A 21036-nucleotide genomic window follows, 5' to 3' on the forward strand; every position below is an offset into this window, starting at 1 on the left:
TTTTTCAGCCTGACTTCGCTTAGTGTAATATAATCACTTATTATCTGTTTTTGTTTCCTCGTGAATAGTTATGAAATTATTAATGTTATGTCGTGAGCCACGATTATATAGCTGTCAACGTTTAAAAGAAGCAGCCGAAAATAGTGGACACCAAATGGATATTCTTGATCCCAATCGTTGCTTGTTGAAACTTTCTGAAAATTCACCGCACTTTGAGCTTATCTATCAAGCTACAATGGAGCACGAGCCTAGCCGCTTGTTAAATTACGATGCTGTTATTCCGCGTTTTGGTTCTCAAAGCACCAAAATGGGCTGTGCAGTTTTACGCCATTTTGAAGCACAAAATGTCCCTTGTTTGAATTCTGCCACGGCATTTTTACAGGCTCGCGATAAATGGCAAAGCTTACAAATGTTGATGGCACAAGGCATCGCGATACCTCATTCGCTGTTAGCCGGACCCGAATTTCAGGCACCGAGTACTATGCAATATGTGCAATCGCCGACTATTTTAAAAACATTGTCTGGGGCGCAAGGTATTGGTGTGATTTTGGCTGAGAAGAGGCAAAGTGCGGTCAGTATTTTAGAAACATTAAAGCAGGCAGACGTGTCAGTGCTTGCACAAGAATTCATTGAAGAAGCGAATGGGGCAGATCTACGTTGTTTTGTGATTGGTGAGCGAGTTGTCGCCAGTATGCAACGGATAAGTCAGAATGGCGAATTTCGCGCCAATTTTCATCGTGGTGGTTTGGCGGAAAAAGTGAGTTTATCTGAAGCGGAAAAAACGATGGCGGTCAAGGCAACAAAAGCCTTAGGATTAGATGTCGCGGGAGTGGATCTCATTCGTGCTAAACGGGGGACGTTAGTCCTTGAAGTAAATGCCAGTCCGGGTTTAGAGATGATTGAAAAAACCAGCGGTATTGATATTGCATTGCAAATGATCGTACACCTTGAGAAAAAATATCAGGCGTTGCAAAATGTCACAAAGACAATCGTTTAAATTGAGGAGTCATAAATGATTATTTATTTACATGGGTTTGATTCAAGTAGCCCAGGCAATCATGAAAAAGTGATGCAACTGAAATTTATTGATGAGGATGTCCGTTTTGTTAATTACAGTACGTTGCATCCACGTCATGACATGCAATTTCTTTTGAACGAAGTACATAAATTGGTTTCGGAAAGTAAGGATCCAGCGCCTTTAATTTGTGGTGTGGGACTAGGTGGCTATTGGTCTGAACGGATTGGTTTCTTGTGTGGTATCAAACAGGCAATTTTTAATCCGAATCTTTTCCCTTATGAAAATATGACAGGGAAAATTGATCGCCCTGAAGAATATAAAGATATTGAAACAAAATGTGTAGAAAATTTCCGAGAAAAAAATAAGGGGAAATGCTTAGTTTTTCTTTCTAAAGAAGATGGGATACTCGATTCTCAACGGAGTGCTGCGCTCTTGTCGCCATTTTATGAGATAGTTTGGGATGATGTTGAAACCCATAAATTCAAAAAAATTTCCCACCATTTACAACGTATTAAAGCCTTTAAACAAAGTTAAAAGAAAAAAGACGACAGAAAATGTCGTCTTTTGCGTTTATGACACCTCATTTTCCCGATTATCTAATGGGTAATTGGGGGGCAATTCTGGATTTGTTGAATCTTCCGTCAAAGGCGCGATTTTCGGCGTAGTATTTTGGAATTTCTCTTCTTTTTCTGGTTTTTCATCACCTAATAATTTAGGTTGTAATTTGGGAAAATTCGTATTAGGCGAGAGCCAGATGCTAATTAATGCTTGTGTAAAAGTGGCATCAAACTCTTGATCTAAAATCGTATCATTTAATACAAAGTAGCCTCGTTCTTCGAGCGCAATATAATTCAGTACATCATTCGGTGAAATATCTGGGAAAAGCGCTTTTAAGGCGTTGAGATAATGTTTAGTATCAATCTCTTTCAGTTTCAGATTTTCAATTTCTTTAATTAAGCTGATGGCAAAATTTTTACCTTCAATAGGCTTAGCATAAGTAAAAGTCAGCATTAAAGGGCGAATATTTTCTTCATACTTCCCTGTTTCAGTATAAAGACTGATTGTATAAACATGGAAAGGTCCCCAGTTATAATCTGCTTTACCGACGTTTAACCATTGGGCAGAAAGTGTGCTAGAAAATAAACAGAATAGTGAAAATAGAAATGTGTTAATTTTCATCATAAACCTATTACAAAAAGTTGATGGTGCTGATTATAACAAAACAAAGAAAAAAAAGGCGAACTTTACGTTCGCCTTGCTGTGTTTTACTTAAATTACTTTAAGCTACCAACCATATCTTCTGGACGTACCCATTCATCAAATTGTTCAGCTGTAACTAAGCCTAAGTTGATTGCTTCTTCTTTTAATGTTGTCCCATTTTTGTGTGCGGTTTTCGCGATTTTCGCCGCATTTTCGTAACCGATATGTGTATTTAAGGCGGTCACTAACATTAATGAATCATCAAGTTGTTTTTTGATGCGAGGGAAGTTTGGTTCAATACCGACTGCACAATGTTCATCGAAGGACACACAAGCATCCGCCAATAATTGAGCAGATTGTAAGAAGTTAGCCGCCATCACTGGTTTAAATACGTTCAATTGGAAATGACCTTGTGTACCTGCAAAGGAAATGGTGGTGTCATTACCGAGTACTTGCGCGCATACCATCGTCATGGCTTCACATTGGGTTGGGTTAACTTTACCTGGCATGATAGAAGAGCCCGGCTCATTTTCAGGAATTAAAATTTCACCAATACCAGAACGTGGTCCAGAGGCTAATAAACGGATATCATTTGCGATTTTGTATAAGGATACTGCTAATTGTTTTAATGCGCCGTGCGTTTCCACAACGGCATCATGGGTGGCTAACGCTTCAAATTTATTTTCAGCGGTGATAAATGGCAAGCCTGTAAATTTTGCAATGTAGTCTGCCACTTTCACATCATAACCTTTCGGTGTATTTAAACCTGTACCCACTGCAGTACCGCCTAGCGCTAATTGTGCTAAATGTGGCAGCGTGTTTTTCAATGCGCGTAAGCCAAAATCTAATTGGGCAGCATAAGCAGAGAATTCTTGGCCTAAGGTTAATGGTGTCGCATCCATTAAGTGAGTACGCCCAATTTTCACCACATCTTTAAAGGCGTCTGCTTTTTGCGCTAAGGTTTTTTGTAAACGTTCTACACAAGGAATAGTGACTTCAACGACTTTTTTATACGCCGCGATGTGCATTGCTGTTGGGTAAGTATCGTTTGAAGATTGAGATTTGTTCACATCATCATTTGGATGGATAATGGATTTTTCACCTAATTTACCACCATTTAAAACATGGGCACGGTTTGAAATGACTTCGTTAAGGTTCATATTGGATTGTGTACCGGAACCGGTTTGCCAAATGACGAGAGGAAATTGATCATCTAATTTATTAGCGAGGATCTCATCACAAGCCTGTGCAATTAAATCCCGTTTTTCCACTGGTAATACACCTAAATCATGGTTAGCATAAGCGGCTGCTTTTTTTAAATAACCAAAGGCTTCAATAATCTCTTTTGGCATAGAGGCTTCAGGTCCAATTTTGAAATTATTGCGTGAGCGTTCAGTCTGCGCTGCCCAATATTTATCGGCAGGAACTTGTACTTCACCCATAGTGTCTTTTTCGATACGAAATGTCATAGTGTTACCTCTTTGTTTAAATATGAAGAAAATGAATGGGAAGATTCTAACACTTGCGGGTTAGATGTGGAATCAATCCCAAGAGGCAAAACTGAGTTTTGTGATTTAGATCATAAAGTGCGGTCTATTTTCTGACGTGTAATCTGAAACACAAAAGAAAATCCTAAATCTGCGAATTAGTATTTTATCTTCTGTGACTTTTTCGATAAAATCATCAAGTTATACCTTTGACTCAGGAGCTAAGTGATCGATGTCTAAACACGCGCAATTTTATTTGTTAAGCGAGCAAGCACAAATGGAAAAAATGGCTTGTGATTTTGCCGCATCCGCGTGGCGTCTTGGTAAGCGCGTGTTAATTGCTTGCGAAACTGAACAACAAGCGTTGGATATTGATGAAGCCTTATGGGCAAGAGAGGCAGATGAGTTTGTGCCGCATAATTTATCAGGTGAAGTGACGACGTATGCTACACCGATTGAGGTGAGCTGGAAAGGTAAGCGTAATGCGCAACGCCGAGATCTCTTGATTAATTTACAGGCAGAGGTACCAGATTATGTCAGCAGTTTTACACAGGTGATTGATTTTGTGCCAGTGGAAGAGCATTTAAAAGTGCTAGCCAGAGAGCGTTATAAACAATTACGACAACTTGGCTGGCAATTATCAACAGAGCAAATCAAGTAAGGGGAGATGATGAAATTAGCTGAAGCCCTCATGCAACGTGCAGATGCCCAACGCCGTTTGGCGCAACTGAATCAGCGTTTACAGCAAAATGCAAAATATCAAGAAGGCGAAAAGCCAGCAGAGCATCCCGCGGATTTATTGCTTGAATATCAACGCGTGGCGGATCAATTAGAGAAATTAGTGGTAGAGATTAATCAAGCCAATCATCAAATTTGCTTAGCCAATGGCATGAACATGGTTGAAGCGTTGGCGAAGCGTGATCGTTTAAAAGAGGAACATGCTACTTTAATGAAATTGGCGGATGCTGCGTTACCGGAGCAAGATCGTTATAGTCGTAGTGAAATTAAAATGCTTTCTGCGCTAGATATTAAAGCGATTCATCAACAAGCAGATCAAGTCGCCAAAGCGCATCGTGAGCTTGATGTGTTTATTCAACAAGCAAATTGGCAATACGATTTGTAGAAAGTGCGGTCAATTTTTAGGTATTTTTAGTCAGAGGCGAACACAAAAACACACTTATGGGAACGAAGAGCCGTTCATTTTTCTGAACAACTTCTGCTCCGTACAAGTGAAATCGTACAAAAACAGTGTACTGTAACAACCCCGTGTTGATCTGAGTAAAAATGGGTGGGATAGGGGATTTAATCTGATGAATAAAAGAGGACATGATTATGAGTAAAATTACATTAGCAGGCACAGAAATTGAAGTTTCAGGTGTATTTCCACAAGTTGGCGATGTAGTTACAGATTTCACTACGGTGAGTACAAAATTAGAAGATACGACTTTAGCCAATTTCGCGGGTAAGCGTAAAATTTTAAATATTTTCCCAAGTATTGATACGGGGATTTGTGCGACATCTGTACGCAAATTCAATGAACAAGCAGCAAAATTAGCGAATACCGCAGTATTATGTCTTTCAGCGGATTTACCTTTTGCACAAGCACGTTTCTGTGGCGCAGAAGGTCTAGAAAATGTCTTCACGGTATCCACTTTCCGCAATAAAGATGTCCACAAACAATTAGGTGTGGATATTGTTGAAGGTCCATTAGCTGGTTTAACCGCCCGTGCAGTGATCGTATTAGATGAAAATAACCGTGTATTACACAGTGAGCTCGTGCCAGAAATCAAACAAGAACCAAATTACGACGCAGCCTTAGCGGTGCTTTAATTTTATTTTTCCTTGTGAAATCAAAGGATAAATCAAAGCGACATTGATTGTCGCTTTTGATGTTTTGCGTAATCCTCTGACACCATTTAGTAATTTTAATTTAATATATTATTTTGCTGGGCATGGGATATGTGTTGGCGTTTATTATGTGTTACTGAAAAAACAGCCGCAATATTAGGTAGTTTACGGCAATTTCATCTCAAGATTGCAACAGATATTGTTTTTGATGAGAGTCAACAAAATCTGATTTGTTATGACATCAGCAATGGGATGTGCGCTTGTGGCATAATTCAAAATACAGATCATGTAGAAGCCGATCAAAATTTGCTCGCACAAACTATTAAAAAATGGCGTCGTAAAGGATTAAGTGAACCTGCTATTCAACGTCGTTTGCATGATAAAGAAAAGCAGCTAGCACACAAAAGATCACAACAGGTGGAGGATTACGCAGGGATTTTGGATAAATGGCTAAAAGAACGTACCTCGCCAGTTTATTTATTGTGGTATTGGCAGGATAAAAATCAGCAAAGCATTCGATTTACTGTGCCGAACCGGATTATTCGAGAAACACACCAGATCCCTGAAAACACTTGGGTAAGATATCACGTCGATGAGATAAAAAAGAACATCGTTGAAGAGAATAAATAAGTATTAAGGCATTGTATGCCAAGCGATTCAATAAAATTGAGAGATAAAGAGAAAAAACAATGACACAAAATTTCGAAATGGCAGATCGTTTTACGCCATCTGCAGTGGAACAAGCTCTATATAAACACTGGGAAGAGAGCGGTTATTTTAAACCGTCAGAAGATACTTCAAAACCAAGTTATTCGATTGCCATTCCTCCGCCGAACGTCACGGGGAGCTTGCACATGGGACACGCTTTCCAACAAACCTTGATGGATATTTTAATCCGTTTCAATCGTATGGAAGGGCACAACACTTTATGGCAAACAGGTACTGACCACGCGGGGATTGCGACCCAAATGGTGGTGGAGCGTAAAATCGCGGCAGAAGAAGGCAAAACTCGCCATGATTACGGGCGTGAAGCCTTCATTGATAAAATTTGGGATTGGAAAGCCTATTCAGGTGGCACAATTAGCCAACAAATGCGCCGTTTAGGTAATTCAATCGACTGGGATCGAGAGCGTTTCACCATGGATGAGGGCTTGTCTGATGCGGTAAAAGAAGTGTTTGTGCGTTTATACGAAGAAGGTTTGATCTATCGCGGTAAACGTTTGGTGAACTGGGATCCAAAATTACACACCGCGATTTCTGATCTCGAAGTAGAAAATAAAGAAAGCAAAGGCTCACTTTGGCATTTCCGTTATCCATTAGCCAATGGGGCGAAAACGGCTGACGGGAAGGATTATTTAGTCGTAGCAACTACCCGTCCAGAAACCATGTTAGGTGATACAGCGGTGGCGGTGCACCCTGAAGATGAACGCTATCAATCGCTTATCGGCAAAACGGTTGTTTTACCTTTAGCCAATCGTGAAATTCCAATTATTGCTGATGATTATGTTGATCGTGAATTTGGTACAGGCGTGGTAAAAATTACCCCAGCACATGATTTCAACGACTACGAAGTAGGTAAACGTCACCAATTACCAATGGTGAACGTGATGACCTTGAATGCGGATATTCGTGCCGAAGCGGAAATCATTGGGTCAGACGGCAAAATTCTTGAAAATTACACCGCACTTATTCCAACCAAATATCAAGGGATGGAGCGTTTTGCCGCACGTAAACAAATCGTGGCGGATTTTGAGGAATTGGGTTTACTAGACGAAATTAAACCGCACGATTTGAAAGTGCCTTACGGCGATCGTGGTGGCGTGCCAATTGAGCCAATGCTCACTGACCAATGGTATGTGAGCGTGAAACCGCTTGCCGAAGTGGCAGTGAAAGCGGTGGAAGACGGTGAAATCCAATTTGTACCAAAACAATATGAAAATCTGTATTTCTCTTGGATGCGTGATATTCAAGACTGGTGTATTTCTCGCCAACTTTGGTGGGGACACCGTATCCCAGCATGGTATGACGAGCAGGGTAATGTGTATGTGGCACGAGATGAAGCTGAAGTGCGAGCAAAACACAACTTGCCTGCGGATTTGCCATTAAAACAAGATGAAGATGTGTTAGATACGTGGTTCTCGTCTGGTTTATGGACGTTCTCTACCCTCGGTTGGCCAAAACAAACCCCTGATCTGAAAATGTTCCACTCAACAGACGTGCTTATCACAGGGTTTGATATCATTTTCTTCTGGGTAGCACGTATGATCATGTTCACCATGCATTTTGTGAAAGATGAAAACGGCAAACCACAAGTACCATTCAAAACTGTGTATGTGACGGGCTTGATTCGTGATGAGCAAGGACAAAAAATGTCCAAATCAAAAGGTAACGTCATTGATCCATTAGATATGATTGACGGTATTGATTTGGAAAGCTTGCTAGAAAAACGCACTGGCAACATGATGCAGCCGCAATTGGCAGAAAAAATTGCCAAAGCAACTATCAAAGCCTTCCCAGAAGGTATCGCGGAACACGGTACAGACGCCTTGCGTTTCACTTTGACGGCGTTAGCGACAAACGGGCGTGACATTAACTGGGACATGAAACGTTTAGAAGGCTATCGCAATTTCTGTAACAAATTATGGAATGCAAGCCGTTTTGTGTTAACTAATGACAAATTGGATCTCAGCGAAGGCAGCGTGGAATATTCTGTAGCAGATCGTTGGATTCAGTCCGAATTTAATCGTACGGTAGAAGCCTTCCGCAATGCCTTAGTACAGTTCCGTTTTGATTTATGTGCAACCGCCTTGTATGAGTTCACCTGGAACCAATTCTGTGACTGGTATTTGGAATTGACGAAACCTGTTTTGGCTAACGGTAGCGTGGCGCAAAAACGTGGGGCGAGCCAAACCTTGATCAACGTGCTAGAAAAATTATTGCGTTTAACACACCCAGTGATGCCATTTATCACGGAAGAAATTTGGCATAAAGTGAAAGCGTTTGCGGGAGTAAGTGGCGATACCATTATGCTCCAAGCTTTCCCGCAATTTGAGCAAAGTGCCTTGGATTATCAAGCCGAAGCGGAAATCAACTGGATGAAAGAGGTGATTGTTGCGGTGCGTAATATCCGCGCAGAAAGCAATATTCCACCAAGTAAAGGCTTAGATTTATTATTGCGTAATCTGTCAGAAGCGGATCAAAACGCACTGGAAAACAACCGCACTTTAATCCAAGCGATGGCAAAATTAGATGCTATCCGTGTGCTTGAGGCTGGGGAAGATGCCCCACTTTCAGTGGCAAAATTGGTGAACAATGCAGAATTACTTGTACCAATGGCAGGCTTTATCAATAAAGAGGCAGAACTTGCGCGGTTGAATAAAGAGATTGAAAAATACCAAGGCGAAATCCAACGTATTGAAAACAAACTCGCAAACGAGGCTTTCGTGGCGAAAGCCCCACCGGCAGTGATTGAAAAAGAACGTGCCAAAATGGCGGAATACGCAGAAGGGTTAAATAAACTCAGACAGCAGTATTTGGCGATTGAGGCGTTGTAGCGTTAATCATAAATAAGGGCAAATTTATTTGCCCTTTATTTTGCTCCTTAGCGAGTACTCATGAAATGGCCATAAAAAATGCGATGAACATGACATTCATCGCATTTTTTGTTAAGGATTGGATTATGCGTTACAACTTTCGCAAGCAGCAGTAAACATCCAAATTAATTTTTCTTGTTCTTTGATGTAGTCGCTCATTTGTGAAGCAGTACCTTCGTCGTCTGCATCGCCTGCAAGCGATAAAATTTCACGTTGTTGTTTTAATAACACTTTGAAACCTTCTAAAGTGCCTTTTAAGCATTCTTTTGCGGTGCTCACACCAATATCTTCTTTGATTGTTGAAACGCTGAGGTATTGGCTGTATGCGTTATTTGGCGTGTGACCTAAGGTTAAAATACGTTCTGCGATTTCATCAACTTTCACCACTAAATCGTCATAAATTTCTTCAAATTTTGCGTGTAATTCAAAGAAATTGACCCCTTTAATATTCCAGTGATAGCCGCGTACGTTAGTATAAAATACTTGATAGTTTGCGAGTAAGTTATTAAGTTCTTTTGCCAGTTTTTCTGATGAAGCTGCACATAAACCGATTGCTGTTGCCATCGTTATTCCTCCAATAGTTAGTTATTTTAGGTAATCTCAGATGTCATTCAAATAAAACTTATGAATGGCGTGTATGGGTATATCATACGCTTAATCAGCAAAGAAAGGAAATTGTTCGTGATAATAAATTTGATAGGTAATATAAATGAATACCTGATTTTTGAAAGGTTATTATGTGCAAAAAGTGCGGTCTCAACATTCGACCGCACTTTTATTTATTAATGTTCTCTGGTTTTAAAGAATTTGACGTCAGGATAACGTTCTTGTGCCAGATTTAAGTTCACCATGGTTGGCGCAATATAAGTCAGATTATCGCCACCATCTAACGCTAGGTTTTGCTCATTTTTACGCTTAAATTCGTCGAATTTCTTCGCATCGCTACATTCAACCCAGCGTGCCGTCGCCACGTTGATGTTTTCATAAATCGCTTCGACGTTATATTCTGATTTTAAACGTGAAACCACCACATCAAACTGAAGTACACCCACCGCACCTACGATGAGATCGTTATTCATGAGAGGTCGGAAAACTTGCACCGCACCTTCTTCTGAAAGTTGCACTAAGCCTTTTAATAATTGTTTTTGTTTGAGTGGATCTTTTAAACGAATGCGACGGAACAATTCAGGTGCAAAGTTTGGAATCCCAGTGAATTTTAATTCTTCGCCTTGCGTGAAGGTATCACCAATTTGGATCGTACCGTGATTGTGTAAACCGATAATATCGCCCGCATAAGCCTCTTCAGCATGAGAACGATCGCCCGCCATAAAAGTTAAGGCATCGGAAATTACCACATCTTTCCCTAGTCTTACATGGCGTAGTTTCATGCCTTTTTCATATTTGCCAGATACAACGCGCATAAATGCCACACGATCACGGTGTTTCGGGTCCATATTGGCTTGGATTTTAAACACGAAACCGGTGAGTTTTTGTTCGCTACTTGCTACTGCACGGCTATCTGCTTGACGTGATTGTGGCGCGGGCGCCCATTGGGTTAAGCCATCTAAGAAATGATCCACACCAAAGTTACCTAATGCTGTTCCAAAGAAAACAGGGGTTAATTCACCTTGTAAAAATGCGTCTAAATCGAATTCGTTAGATGCGCCTTGTACAAGTTCTAATTCATCACGTAACTGTTGAGCTAAATCATCACCAACAGCAGCATCAAGTTCTGGGTTATCTAACCCTTTAATCACACGTTTTTCTTGGATCGTATGTCCTTGACCCGTTTGGTATAAATAGGTTTCGTCTTTATATAAGTGGTAAACCCCTTTGAATAATTTGCCACACCCAATTGGCCAGGTGATCGGTGCACAGTGGATATTTAATACGTTTTCTACTTCATCTAACAATTCCATTGGATCACGAATATCACGGTCCAATTTGTTCATAAAAGTCAAAATAGGGGTATCACGCAAGCGAGTAACTTCCATTAATTTAATCGTGCGTTCTTCCACCCCTTTGGCACTGTCGATCACCATTAAACAGCTATCAACAGCGGTTAACGTGCGGTAGGTATCTTCTGAGAAGTCTTCGTGTCCCGGAGTATCCAGAAGATTCACGAGACAATCGTTATAAGGGAATTGCATTACTGATGTTGTAATCGAAATACCCCGTTGTTTTTCCATTTCCATCCAGTCGGATTTGGCATGAGTACTAGACCCTTTTCCTTTCACCGATCCCGCGGTTTGAATCGCTTGTCCGTACAGTAAGACTTTTTCAGTGATGGTAGTTTTACCCGCATCGGGGTGAGAAATAATCGCAAAGGTGCGACGTTTGTTTACTTGTTGTGGATAACTCATTTTAAGTATTATTTATACGATTAATGTTGAAAGTTTATTATTTTCGCATAAAATGTAACGATATACCACTCATCTAAAAACATTTAGAAATGCGCATAGGAGCTATCATGATGAAATTGGATTTCATCTTCTCAAGGATAAGCAAAGAAGAATATTTTTTGTTTTGCTTACTTGGAGTGTATGTTTTTGTTTCTCACTTTATTTTATGTCTTTCCTTAACTTTCTTAAGTCTGCTCGGAAGTTTTATTTTTTGGATTTTTATATATCACTTATCATTAAGATTATTTATATTATTGTTTTGTTTTTATACATTACTTGTCGGGATGATGATTCCCTTATACTTATATAAAGGGATTAACTTAAGTATTATTGCTTCGATTTTTGAAAGTAATTTAAGTGAAAGTATAGAGTATATTTCTACGCTTTCTTATTATCAATTTATCTCTATATTTGTTTATTTTTATTTTGGTTTTTTTATTTTATATAGATTGGTTTTATATAGTAAATTAGGAAATAAGAATAAAGAATTTAAAAATATTTTACTATTGTTGTTATTTTTATTATTAGTTACTTTTTATAAACCAGTGAAGGAATATGTAAAAGGGAGTGGTTTCTCTGTCTTAAATATTAGAGTTTACCCTATACAACTTGTTAGCAATATATATTATCTTACATTTTCTTATTTTAATCAGAAAGAAATGTTAGAGTATGGTATAAATATTGAGCCGGATTGGAAAATCCAATCTGTTAATTCAAAATATGATAATTATGTTTTAGTTATTGGAGAGAGTATGAGGGCTGACTATATGTCATTATACGGATATCCTATTGAAACAACGCCATTTTTGAAAAGAACAAGAGGGATTGTTTTTACTAATTATATTTCTTCAGCACCTAATACTCAACCATCTTTACTTCATTCATTTTATGATAAGAATAATTATGAAATTAAACCAAATAATAATATTATTAATTTAGCTAATAGTGCAGGATTTGATACATATTGGATATCTAATCAAGGAGTATTAGGTAATCATGATACTGTTGCATCTAGAATAGGTTTCCTTGCAAAACATCATATATTTACTAAAAAAGGGGGATATGATGACTCTGAAACTCGAGATCTTAAGTTATTAGAATATTTTGATGAATATCTATTAGAAATAGACAATAGTAAAAAAATTTATTTGTTTTTCATTTAATGGGATCTCATCCTAGTTTTTGTATGCGTTTGGACTCTTTACCTGAGATATACTTCATTAACCAAGATATGACATGTTATTTAGAAACATTTAAGCAAACAGATTTATTCCTTGAGAGATTAATTGCTAGATTAGAAAAATTAGGAAGCTATTCGGTTATTTATTTTTCAGATCACGGGCTACAGCATTATAATACAAGGAAAGATAAATTATCTCTTCATGTAGGCAATGAGTATCAAGAAAGTTTTTCAGTTCCTTTAGTTAAAATATCAAGTGATGATTTGAAACAAATTAAGATAGATGCTAGAAGAAGTGGTATGTTTTTTCTTAATGCTTTCTCGGAATGGTTAGGAATTGATGAGGAGTCCTTAAAATTACCTTATCTTTTCTTTTCCAATGATGTAGATAAAAAACCAACTATAGTTTTTGATTGGGAAAACTATATTATTTTTGATTCTTTACCAAAAGACTCGGCTAAAAAATGACATAGTCAACAAAAAATGCAAACGTTTGCTTATCTTTCTACATAAAGTGCGGTACAATATGAACCGATTTTTATAATACAAAATATAAAGGTGCAAACAGATGACACAGCTTAGTCTTAAAAAAATCTACTCAGGTAAAGTGCGTGATCTTTATGAAATTGATGATAAACGTATGCTCATGGTGGCGACTGATCGTTTATCAGCCTTTGATGTGATTTTGGACGATCCGATTCCTCGTAAAGGGGAAATTTTGACGCAAATTTCGAATTTTTGGTTTAATAAACTCGCCCATATTATGCCGAATCATTTTACTGGTGACACCGTGTATGATGTGTTACCAAAAGAAGAGGCGGATAAGGTAAAAGATCGGGCTGTTGTCTGCAAACGTTTGACCCCAATTAAAATTGAATCTATTGTACGCGGTTATTTAACTGGTAGTGGTTTAAAAGATTATCAAAAAACAGGCACAATTTGTGGTTTAGTATTACCAGAAGGGCTAGTCGAAGCAAGCAAATTACCAGAACCTATTTTTACGCCTTCCAGTAAAGCTGAGGTCGGCGATCATGATGTGAATATTAGTTATGCCGAATGTGAGCAATTAATTGGTGCAGAACTAGCAGCACAAGTGAAAGAAAAAGCGATCGCGCTTTATCAAGCCGCTGCAGAATATGCACTAAGCAAGGGCATTATTATTTGTGATACGAAATTTGAGTTTGGTTTAGATGAAAATGGTACACTCACTTTAATGGATGAAGTGTTGACACCAGATTCAAGCCGTTTTTGGTCTGTTGAGACGTATCGAGAAGGCATTAATCCACCGTCGTTTGATAAACAATTTATTCGTGATTGGTTAGAAACGAGCGGTTGGAATAAACAACCTCCCGCACCGAAAGTGCCTGCGGAGGTGATTGAAAAAACCGTTAATAAATACCAAGAGGCTTTGGATTTATTAACAAAATAAAGTGAAAATGGGCTTTCTTCCCTTGGCGGGGAGAAAGCTTTTTTTCAACAGCAACATTCATGAGGAGAATTATGAAATCGGTTTCAATTGTGGGATTAGGTTGGCTTGGCTTACCTTTAGCTCGTCATTTGAAAAATTTAGGTTGGGAAGTCAAAGGCAGTAAACGCACGCACGAAGGGGCGGAGCAAATGCGCTTGGTTCGTTTGGAAGCATACCCTTTAGAGCTTACCCCTGAAATTAATGCCGATCCTGATGATTTAACGTTGTTGTTGTCAGTGGATTCATTGGTAATCAACATTCCACCAAGCCAATATTTTTTCGATCCGCAACATTATGTACAAGGCATTCAACACTTAGTCAACGAAGCGTTGCTACATGGTGTGAGTCATCTCATTTTTATTAGTTCCACTTCTGTCTTTCCAGAACATTCTGGGTACTTCGACGAATCTTGCTCACCTCAGCCTCAATCTGAAATAGCAAAAGCCTTAGTGGAAGTCGAGGAGTGGCTGTTCCAATTGAAAAATATTGATTGCGATATTATTCGTTTTGGTGGTTTGATTGGTGATGATCGTCATCCCGTTTATTCATTGGCAGGTAAAGACGTCAAAGCTGGTAATTCACCAGTGAATTTAGTGCATTTTGATGATTGTGCTAGAGCAATTCAATTATTACTTGAAACGCCTAGCCATCAGCGCTTATATCATGTAGTAGCACCGAAACATCCAACTAAAGCAGAATATTATTCTGCGATGGCGGAAAAACTCGGTGTAGCCACACCGCACTTCATTTGTTCGGAACAAGATCCTGTCAGAATTATTGTGTCTGATAAGATTTGTCAGGAGATTGATTTTGTTTACCAATATCCCGATCCTTATTTGATGTTACCAAATGAGGAAAAGAGCGGTGGACTTTCCGATGGGTTTTTGAAATAATAAAGTGATTATTTAATCACTTTTTTTGCGTAATTATTTTAAATAAAGGTCAAGTATGTCAAACACAATTTTACAGCAGCTTCCAAAAGGTCAAAAAGTCGGTATCGCGTTTTCAGGTGGTTTAGATACCAGTGCAGCATTGTTATGGATGCGTCAAAAAGGGGCTGTTCCTTATGCCTATACCGCGAACTTAGGTCAACCAGATGAAGAGGATTACAATGCAATTCCGCGTAAGGCGATGGAATATGGCGCGGAAAATGCCCGCTTAATTGATTGCCGTGCACAGCTTGCTCACGAAGGGATTGCGGCTATTCAAAGCGGTGCCTTCCATATTTCAACAGGTGGCGTAACGTATTTTAATACTACCCCATTGGGTCGTGCAGTAACGGGAACGATGTTAGTGTCGGCGATGCGTGAAGATGATGTGAATATCTGGGGTGATGGCAGTACCTTCAAAGGTAATGATATTGAGCGTTTCTATCGTTATGGTTTATTAACTAATCCCAATCTTAAAATTTATAAGCCATGGTTAGATAATCAATTTATCGAAGAATTAGGCGGTCGTCATGAAATGTCAGAGTTCTTGATTGCGAATGGCTTTGAATACAAAATGTCAGTGGAAAAAGCCTATTCAACAGATTCAAATATGCTAGGTGCCACCCATGAAGCCAAAGATCTTGAATTTTTAAATACGGGTATTCGTATTGTAAAACCGATTATGGGTGTGGCATTCTGGCGTGATGATGTTGAAGTGAAAGCTGAAGAAGTCACTGTGCGCTTTGAAGAGGGGATTCCTGTGGCGTTAAATGGTAAAACATTCAGCGATCATGTTGAATTATTCCTCGAAGCAAACCGTATTGGTGGGCGCCATGGTTTAGGTATGTCAGACCAAATTGAAAATCGAATTATTGAAGCCAAATCGCGTGGTATTTATGAGGCACCAGGGATGGCGTTGTTACATATTGCCTATGAGCGCTTAGTGAGTGGTATCCATAATGAAGATACGATTGAACAATACCGTATTAACGGCTTACGTTTAGGTCGTTTACTCTATCAAGGTCGTTGGTTTGATCCACAAGCCTTAATGTTACGTGAAACGGCACAACGCTGGGTTGCGCGTGCGATTACCGGTGAGGTGACTTTCGAATTACGCCGTGGTAATGATTATTCCATTTTGAATACGGAATCACCAAATTTAACTTATATGCCAGAGCGTTTAAGTATGGAAAAAGTGGAAAATGCGCCATTTGATCCTGTTGATCGTATTGGTCAATTAACGATGCGTAACTTAGATATCGTAGATACGCGGGATAAGTTAGGTATTTACACGCAAACAGGCTTACTTAGTATTTCAAAAGATTCTTTCTTGCCACAACTAAATAAGAAAGGTTAATGCTTTTTTGTGCTGAGAAAGTTTTAAAAAATAGACCGCACTTTGCCTAATTGGCGCTGAAAAGTGCGGTATTTTTTTACAGACTTTCTGAACTACCTTTTTTATTTTTCTACAGCACAAAATATAGACATCTTATTTTTCATTGGTTATAATTCGCGCTTTTTTCGGACTGATGATTTAAGAGGTAAATGATGACAAATATTATCAAAGTCGGTGTGATTGTTGCGTTTCTTGCTGCATTAGTGGTGTTTGATCGTTCAGAACAGAAAGCCGCACTGCATACAGAAGCAACAGTAAGTGCACAAGTCAAGCATGCCTAATTACTAGGCTGGAAAGAAAAGGGGCGGGTTATCCGCCTCTATGCGTTAAATTCCCAACTAACATATCAAAAGGAGTTAATCCTTGCTCCTTCATGCTTCCTGTTTTCCCTTCTCCACGACGACCTGAAATAACGGCATAAAAAATAGCTATTTCATTGTTATATTTAGGCTTTCTAGTTAGATGATGTGATGATTTTTTCTTTGTTAAGAATTGTTCTTGTTTTTATTTACCCTATATTAAGACGCACCAAAATAGCAAGTTTGTCCACCGCTTTCAAGATGATGAAAAAAATTTTTTTATTTTTGAGATCGCGTTCAAAAAATGAACAATTTTATATTGAGAAAAGTGTAAATAATAATTTACAATCCATTTGAAGAAGTAAGGGTTGTTAGTGGTAAAAGTTGTTTAATAACAAGATCTTAGTTTTCTTTTCGGTAAATGTTATTAATATTATTGATGATCATTTTAGGAGAAAGATTATGAGAAACTATCCTGCAGAACCTTATAAAGTCAAAGCTGTTGAACCGATTGCAATGACGACTCGTGAGCAACGTGAAGCCTACATGAAAAAAGCAGGCTACAATACGTTTTTACTCAATTCAGAAGAAGTGTATATTGATTTATTAACCGATAGTGGTACCTCGGCCATGAGTGATAAGCAATGGGCGGGTCTTATGATCGGTGATGAAGCTTATGCAGGTAGCCGTAACTTCATGCATTTACAAGACGTAGTCAGAGAATATTATGGTTTCAAATATGTCGTACCAACTCACCAAGGTCGTGGTGCAGAAAACTTACTTTCAACCATTATGATCAAACCGGGCGATTATGTACCGGGTAATATGTATTTTACTACAACACGCGCGCACCAAGAGCGTAATGGGGCGACTTTCGTTGATATTATTATTGATGAAGCTCATGATTCACAAATTGATTTACCTTTCAAAGGCAATGTCGATGTGAAGAAATTACAAAAACTGATTGATGAAGTGGGTGCGGATAAAATTCCTTACATCTGTTTAGCGGTTACCGTAAACTTAGCGGGTGGACAACCTGTGAGTATGGCAAACATGCGTGAAGTAAAAGCATTATGTAGCAAACATGATATTAAAGTGATGTTTGATGCCACACGTTGTGTAGAAAATGCGTACTTCATTAAAGAGCGTGAAGCAGAGTATAAAGATGCAACCATCAAAGATATTCTAAAAGAAATGATGAGTTATGCAGATGGTTGTACCATGAGTGGTAAAAAAGACTGTCTTGTGAATATTGGTGGTTTCTTATGTATTAATGATGATGATCTTTATCAACAAGCTTGTGAACTCGTAGTGCTCTTTGAAGGGATGCCATCTTATGGTGGACTAGCTGGTCGTGATATGGAAGCAATGGCAATCGGTATTACGGAATCTGTCGATTTCCACTATATCCAGCACCGTGTTGCACAATGTTACTACCTCGCGGATAAATTAGAAGCGGCGGGTGTGCCGATTGTGAAACCAGTGGGTGGTCATGCAGTATTCTTAGATGCGAAGAAATTCCTTCCACATATTCCACAAGAACAATTCCCAGCACAGATGCTTGCTGCGCAAATTTATATTGAGGGAGGCGTACGCTCAATGGAACGTGGTATTGTATCGGCGGGTCGTGATAAGAAAACCGGTGCAAACCATACGCCTAAATTAGAATTAGTGCGTTTAACTATCCCACGTCGTGTTTATACTTATGCGCATTTAGATCATGTTGCTGACACCATTATTAAACTCTTTAAACACAGAGATGACATTAAAGGTCTTGATATGGTGTATGAGCCTAAATTATTACGTTTCTTTACGGCGCGTTTTGAACCGAAAGCGTAATTTCTCATTAGGGCATTGCTGAAAAGCAATGTCCTACTTATTCAATATGTCTGCTGTTTTCATTATTATGGGATAGACAAAAAGGAGATATATTATGAATAAAACATTGGGAAGTACTTTGCTTGTTTCAGGTACCATGATCGGCGCAGGGATGTTAGCGATGCCCTTAACGTCTGCGGGAATTGGTTTCACCTTTACCGTAGTTCTGTTACTTGTCCTTTGGTTCTTATTGACATACAGTGCATTGTTATTTGTTGAAGCGTATCAAACCGTAGAAAGTGATGCGGGGATTGGTTCTCTGAGTGCGGTCTATTTTGGTGGTTTTGGTCGATTTATTTCTACAGCAGCATTATTGATCTTTTTATATGCCTTGTTAGCCGCGTATGTGACGGGCGGTGGTGGTTTATTGTCTTCTATTCTACCAACGATTCAATCAGCCGAAACAACCTCTCACATTTCTATTGTCATTTTCACGACAGTTTTTGGTGCTTTCATTATCATTGGTACGCAAACAGTTGATGGACTAAATCGTCTTTTATTTTTTACCATGTTAGTTGCATTGGGTGCTGTATTATTTTTGTTAGTGCCTGAAGTAAAAATGGATAATTTAATGGCGATGCCAATTGATAAAGCCCTGCTGATTTCTGCCAGTCCGGTCTTTTTTACTTCCTTTGGTTTTCATGGCTCAATACCTAGCTTGAATAAATACCTGGGTGGGAATATTAAGGCATTACGTATTTCGATTTTAGTCGGTTCATTCATTACACTGTGTGGCTATATTTTATGGCAATTTGGTACGCATGGGGTGTTAACACAATCTGTTTTCTTACAGATTTTACAAGATGAACCTACTTTGAATGGGCTAGTAGCCGCTACCAAACAAGTGACGGGAAGCAGTGTCATTTCTGGTGCTGTGAAATTATTCTCGGCTTTGGCTTTAATTACTTCCTTCTTAGGGGTTGCTTTAGGGCTTTTTGAGTGTATTGAAGACTTGTTAAGCCGCGTCTTTAAATTTAAAGCAGGTCGTATTACACTTGGGCTACTGACTTTTATTCCACCATTATTATTTGCATTATTTTATCCAAAAGGGTTTATTCTAGCCTTAGGGTATGCAGGACAAATGTTTGCTTTTTATGCGGTAGTATTACCTGCAGCATTAGTGTGGAAAGTGAGAAAATTGCATCCAAATCTCCCTTATCGTGTATCGGGTGGTTCAGCATTACTGGTCATTTCGGCGGTATTAGGTGTGATCATTACCTCGATCCCATTTGCGATTAAAGCAGGCTATTTACCTGCCGTCGTGGGATAAGTGAGTTTATTATGCTGAAAACAGTGAGAATAGTCTCACTGTTTTCTTTTCAAATGGGGAATATGACCTTATTTATTGAAAGGATAAGGGCTTTTTGTTAAGATCGCCCGCCATAAATTCATCTCACGTAGCGATATTGTTATGCAACCTGCTTTTTCTTTTCCCAACTTTAGTCAAATGTACCCTCATGAAAAACGTAAATTAAAGCGTTTTAGAGAATATTTACGTTATCAATATGCGTATCGACTTTATCATAAACAATGTGGGCAGTTTGATCAGTTTTTAAATCAACATCCCCTTTGGATACCGCTATTTCAACAGCATCCTTATCGTGTCAATGGTTTACTATCAACCTATTGTAATCGCCGCTGGGGAGGCTCACAGCGACTTCAGGCGATCACAACAAATTTAATGGTTGCGACAGCGAAATTCGGTGTTGAACGTTGTCAGCATTTATTGGCGAAAAGCACGCTTACACTCGCTACGCTCACTGATTCACTCAGCTTAAATTTGAATATTAATACGATTGATCCCTTTGAAGGCTTTTTCTCTTTAAATATCCAAAATACAGAAACAAAGCAAAGTGTCTATGATGCCTCGTTTACGTTTTTGTCAGAGAAGCAGCTATTAATCGCTTCTATTCAGGGACCAAAAGGGGAATATGCTCAAGAGATTGTGCGTGTAGTAACCAAGCAACTACACGGTGTTCGCCCAATGTTTATGCTTGTGAATGGATTTCGTTTTCTTGCTCAACAACTCGATTGTCAATTACTAGGGATTCCGCATCGTCAGCAAGCGAAATACCGTTGGAATGATTCGGAGCGGTTATTATTTAATTACGATGAGTTTTGGCAAGAAAATGATGCGGTAAAACAAGGTGAATATTGGTGTCTTCCTGCTGATGTTGAACGAAAACCGCTAGAAGACATTCAAAGTAAAAAACGTTCTATGTATCGAAAACGTTATGAGATGTTTGATAACGCGTTGGAACAAATCACAACACAGCTTTCATAGCCGATACTAAAAATAAAACCCCAAAAGTGCGGTGCATTTTTGGGGATTTTTTAT

At 38.9% G+C, this 21036-nt stretch carries 18 protein-coding genes and 1 pseudogene; 15 read left to right on the forward strand and 4 right to left on the reverse strand.

What is annotated here, in order from left to right:
• Positions 1-70 precede the first annotated feature (70 nt).
• Together KPF51_RS03055 and ycfP are read left to right on the forward strand one after the other, a co-directional pair.
• Positions 71-997: a RimK family alpha-L-glutamate ligase gene (locus KPF51_RS03055; protein ID WP_042742614.1), complete on the forward strand. Its 927-nt coding sequence runs from the start codon at positions 71-73 to the stop codon at positions 995-997.
• A 15-nt stretch (positions 998-1012) separates the two neighbouring features.
• Positions 1013-1552 (forward strand): alpha/beta hydrolase YcfP, encoded by a 540-nt coding sequence (gene ycfP, locus KPF51_RS03060; protein WP_005722518.1) that lies wholly within the window; start codon positions 1013-1015, stop codon positions 1550-1552.
• A 36-nt stretch (positions 1553-1588) separates the two neighbouring features.
• Here the strand turns inward: ycfP and KPF51_RS03065 are convergent, their stop codons facing one another.
• A complete protein-coding gene (locus KPF51_RS03065) occupies positions 1589-2197 on the reverse strand; it encodes a chalcone isomerase family protein (RefSeq protein WP_005716679.1) in 609 nt (202 codons plus the stop codon).
• Positions 2198-2292: 95 nt separating this feature from the next.
• On the reverse strand, positions 2293-3687 hold the full coding sequence (gene fumC / locus KPF51_RS03070; RefSeq protein ID WP_005722516.1) for a class II fumarate hydratase: 1395 nt from the start codon (positions 3685-3687) through the stop codon (positions 2293-2295).
• A 250-nt stretch (positions 3688-3937) separates the two neighbouring features.
• Between fumC and KPF51_RS03075 the strand changes: the two genes are divergently transcribed.
• The 5 genes from KPF51_RS03075 to KPF51_RS03095 all read left to right on the forward strand — a co-directional run bounded on the left by KPF51_RS03075 (position 3938) and on the right by KPF51_RS03095 (position 9107).
• Entirely contained in the window at positions 3938-4366 is a 429-nt protein-coding gene (locus KPF51_RS03075; RefSeq protein WP_005716675.1) for a DNA polymerase III subunit chi, read from the forward strand.
• 9 nt (positions 4367-4375) lie between these two features.
• Positions 4376-4828 (forward strand): DIP1984 family protein, encoded by a 453-nt coding sequence (locus KPF51_RS03080; protein WP_005722512.1) that lies wholly within the window; start codon positions 4376-4378, stop codon positions 4826-4828.
• Positions 4829-5037: 209 nt separating this feature from the next.
• Positions 5038-5535, forward strand: coding sequence for a thiol peroxidase (tpx, locus tag KPF51_RS03085; RefSeq protein WP_005722509.1), 498 nt, complete (start codon positions 5038-5040; stop codon positions 5533-5535).
• Between the two features lie 129 nt (positions 5536-5664).
• A complete protein-coding gene (locus KPF51_RS03090; protein ID WP_061406156.1) occupies positions 5665-6183 on the forward strand; it encodes a hypothetical protein in 519 nt (172 codons plus the stop codon).
• Between the two features lie 59 nt (positions 6184-6242).
• Complete coding sequence (locus KPF51_RS03095) at positions 6243-9107, forward strand: valine--tRNA ligase (protein ID WP_061406155.1); 2865 nt, start codon at positions 6243-6245, stop codon at positions 9105-9107.
• A 123-nt stretch (positions 9108-9230) separates the two neighbouring features.
• Here the strand turns inward: KPF51_RS03095 and KPF51_RS03100 are convergent, their stop codons facing one another.
• Both KPF51_RS03100 and prfC read right to left on the reverse strand, forming a co-directional pair.
• The gene (locus KPF51_RS03100) at positions 9231-9710 is read right to left on the reverse strand and encodes a Dps family protein (RefSeq protein ID WP_005716668.1); all 480 of its coding nucleotides are present in this window, start codon (positions 9708-9710) and stop codon (positions 9231-9233) included.
• A gap of 218 nt (positions 9711-9928) precedes the next feature.
• The gene (gene prfC, locus KPF51_RS03105; protein WP_046333331.1) at positions 9929-11509 is read right to left on the reverse strand and encodes a peptide chain release factor 3; all 1581 of its coding nucleotides are present in this window, start codon (positions 11507-11509) and stop codon (positions 9929-9931) included.
• Between the two features lie 806 nt (positions 11510-12315).
• On the opposite strand from prfC, the pseudogene KPF51_RS10795 reads away from it, so the two are divergent.
• From KPF51_RS10795 to KPF51_RS03140, 8 genes and pseudogenes are all read left to right on the forward strand, one after another.
• Positions 12316-13196 (forward strand): annotated as a pseudogene (locus KPF51_RS10795) (phosphoethanolamine transferase).
• A gap of 100 nt (positions 13197-13296) precedes the next feature.
• Positions 13297-14157, forward strand: coding sequence for a phosphoribosylaminoimidazolesuccinocarboxamide synthase (locus tag KPF51_RS03115; protein ID WP_005722487.1), 861 nt, complete (start codon positions 13297-13299; stop codon positions 14155-14157).
• 71 nt (positions 14158-14228) lie between these two features.
• Positions 14229-15089: an SDR family oxidoreductase gene (locus KPF51_RS03120; RefSeq protein WP_005751603.1), complete on the forward strand. Its 861-nt coding sequence runs from the start codon at positions 14229-14231 to the stop codon at positions 15087-15089.
• A gap of 55 nt (positions 15090-15144) precedes the next feature.
• Positions 15145-16482, forward strand: a complete 1338-nt coding sequence (argG, locus tag KPF51_RS03125; RefSeq protein WP_005722481.1) for an argininosuccinate synthase — start codon at positions 15145-15147, stop codon at positions 16480-16482.
• 188 nt (positions 16483-16670) lie between these two features.
• The gene (locus KPF51_RS10860) at positions 16671-16802 is read left to right on the forward strand and encodes a hypothetical protein (RefSeq protein ID WP_256207333.1); all 132 of its coding nucleotides are present in this window, start codon (positions 16671-16673) and stop codon (positions 16800-16802) included.
• A 480-nt stretch (positions 16803-17282) separates the two neighbouring features.
• The gene (locus KPF51_RS03130) at positions 17283-18659 is read left to right on the forward strand and encodes a tyrosine phenol-lyase (protein WP_014667952.1); all 1377 of its coding nucleotides are present in this window, start codon (positions 17283-17285) and stop codon (positions 18657-18659) included.
• 94 nt (positions 18660-18753) lie between these two features.
• The gene (locus tag KPF51_RS03135) at positions 18754-19968 is read left to right on the forward strand and encodes an aromatic amino acid transporter (protein WP_005716657.1); all 1215 of its coding nucleotides are present in this window, start codon (positions 18754-18756) and stop codon (positions 19966-19968) included.
• Positions 19969-20109: 141 nt separating this feature from the next.
• A complete protein-coding gene (locus tag KPF51_RS03140; protein WP_061406153.1) occupies positions 20110-20982 on the forward strand; it encodes a VirK/YbjX family protein in 873 nt (290 codons plus the stop codon).
• Positions 20983-21036 lie beyond the last annotated feature (54 nt).

It is taken from the genome of Pasteurella sp. XG20, from assembly GCF_018968665.1.
GTDB lineage: Bacteria > Pseudomonadota > Gammaproteobacteria > Enterobacterales > Pasteurellaceae > Pasteurella > Pasteurella multocida.

What these genes read in the sequence shown, in the direction of transcription:
- KPF51_RS10860 (WP_256207333.1), top strand. Translation starts at nt 16,671, where the DNA reads ATGATGACAAATATTATCAAAGTCGGTGTGATTGTTGCGTTTCTTGCT.
- prfC (WP_046333331.1), bottom strand. Translation starts at nt 11,509, where the DNA reads ATGAGTTATCCACAACAAGTAAACAAACGTCGCACCTTTGCGATTATT.
- KPF51_RS03065 (WP_005716679.1), bottom strand. Translation starts at nt 2,197, where the DNA reads ATGAAAATTAACACATTTCTATTTTCACTATTCTGTTTATTTTCTAGC.
- KPF51_RS03120 (WP_005751603.1), top strand. Translation starts at nt 14,229, where the DNA reads ATGAAATCGGTTTCAATTGTGGGATTAGGTTGGCTTGGCTTACCTTTA.
- KPF51_RS03140 (WP_061406153.1), top strand. Translation starts at nt 20,110, where the DNA reads ATGCAACCTGCTTTTTCTTTTCCCAACTTTAGTCAAATGTACCCTCAT.
- fumC (WP_005722516.1), bottom strand. Translation starts at nt 3,687, where the DNA reads ATGACATTTCGTATCGAAAAAGACACTATGGGTGAAGTACAAGTTCCT.
- KPF51_RS03100 (WP_005716668.1), bottom strand. Translation starts at nt 9,710, where the DNA reads ATGGCAACAGCAATCGGTTTATGTGCAGCTTCATCAGAAAAACTGGCA.
- KPF51_RS03080 (WP_005722512.1), top strand. Translation starts at nt 4,376, where the DNA reads ATGAAATTAGCTGAAGCCCTCATGCAACGTGCAGATGCCCAACGCCGT.
- tpx (WP_005722509.1), top strand. Translation starts at nt 5,038, where the DNA reads ATGAGTAAAATTACATTAGCAGGCACAGAAATTGAAGTTTCAGGTGTA.
- KPF51_RS03115 (WP_005722487.1), top strand. Translation starts at nt 13,297, where the DNA reads ATGACACAGCTTAGTCTTAAAAAAATCTACTCAGGTAAAGTGCGTGAT.
- ycfP (WP_005722518.1), top strand. Translation starts at nt 1,013, where the DNA reads ATGATTATTTATTTACATGGGTTTGATTCAAGTAGCCCAGGCAATCAT.
- KPF51_RS03090 (WP_061406156.1), top strand. Translation starts at nt 5,665, where the DNA reads ATGTGTTGGCGTTTATTATGTGTTACTGAAAAAACAGCCGCAATATTA.
- KPF51_RS03095 (WP_061406155.1), top strand. Translation starts at nt 6,243, where the DNA reads ATGACACAAAATTTCGAAATGGCAGATCGTTTTACGCCATCTGCAGTG.
- KPF51_RS03075 (WP_005716675.1), top strand. Translation starts at nt 3,938, where the DNA reads ATGTCTAAACACGCGCAATTTTATTTGTTAAGCGAGCAAGCACAAATG.
- KPF51_RS03055 (WP_042742614.1), top strand. Translation starts at nt 71, where the DNA reads ATGAAATTATTAATGTTATGTCGTGAGCCACGATTATATAGCTGTCAA.
- KPF51_RS03135 (WP_005716657.1), top strand. Translation starts at nt 18,754, where the DNA reads ATGAATAAAACATTGGGAAGTACTTTGCTTGTTTCAGGTACCATGATC.
- argG (WP_005722481.1), top strand. Translation starts at nt 15,145, where the DNA reads ATGTCAAACACAATTTTACAGCAGCTTCCAAAAGGTCAAAAAGTCGGT.
- KPF51_RS03130 (WP_014667952.1), top strand. Translation starts at nt 17,283, where the DNA reads ATGAGAAACTATCCTGCAGAACCTTATAAAGTCAAAGCTGTTGAACCG.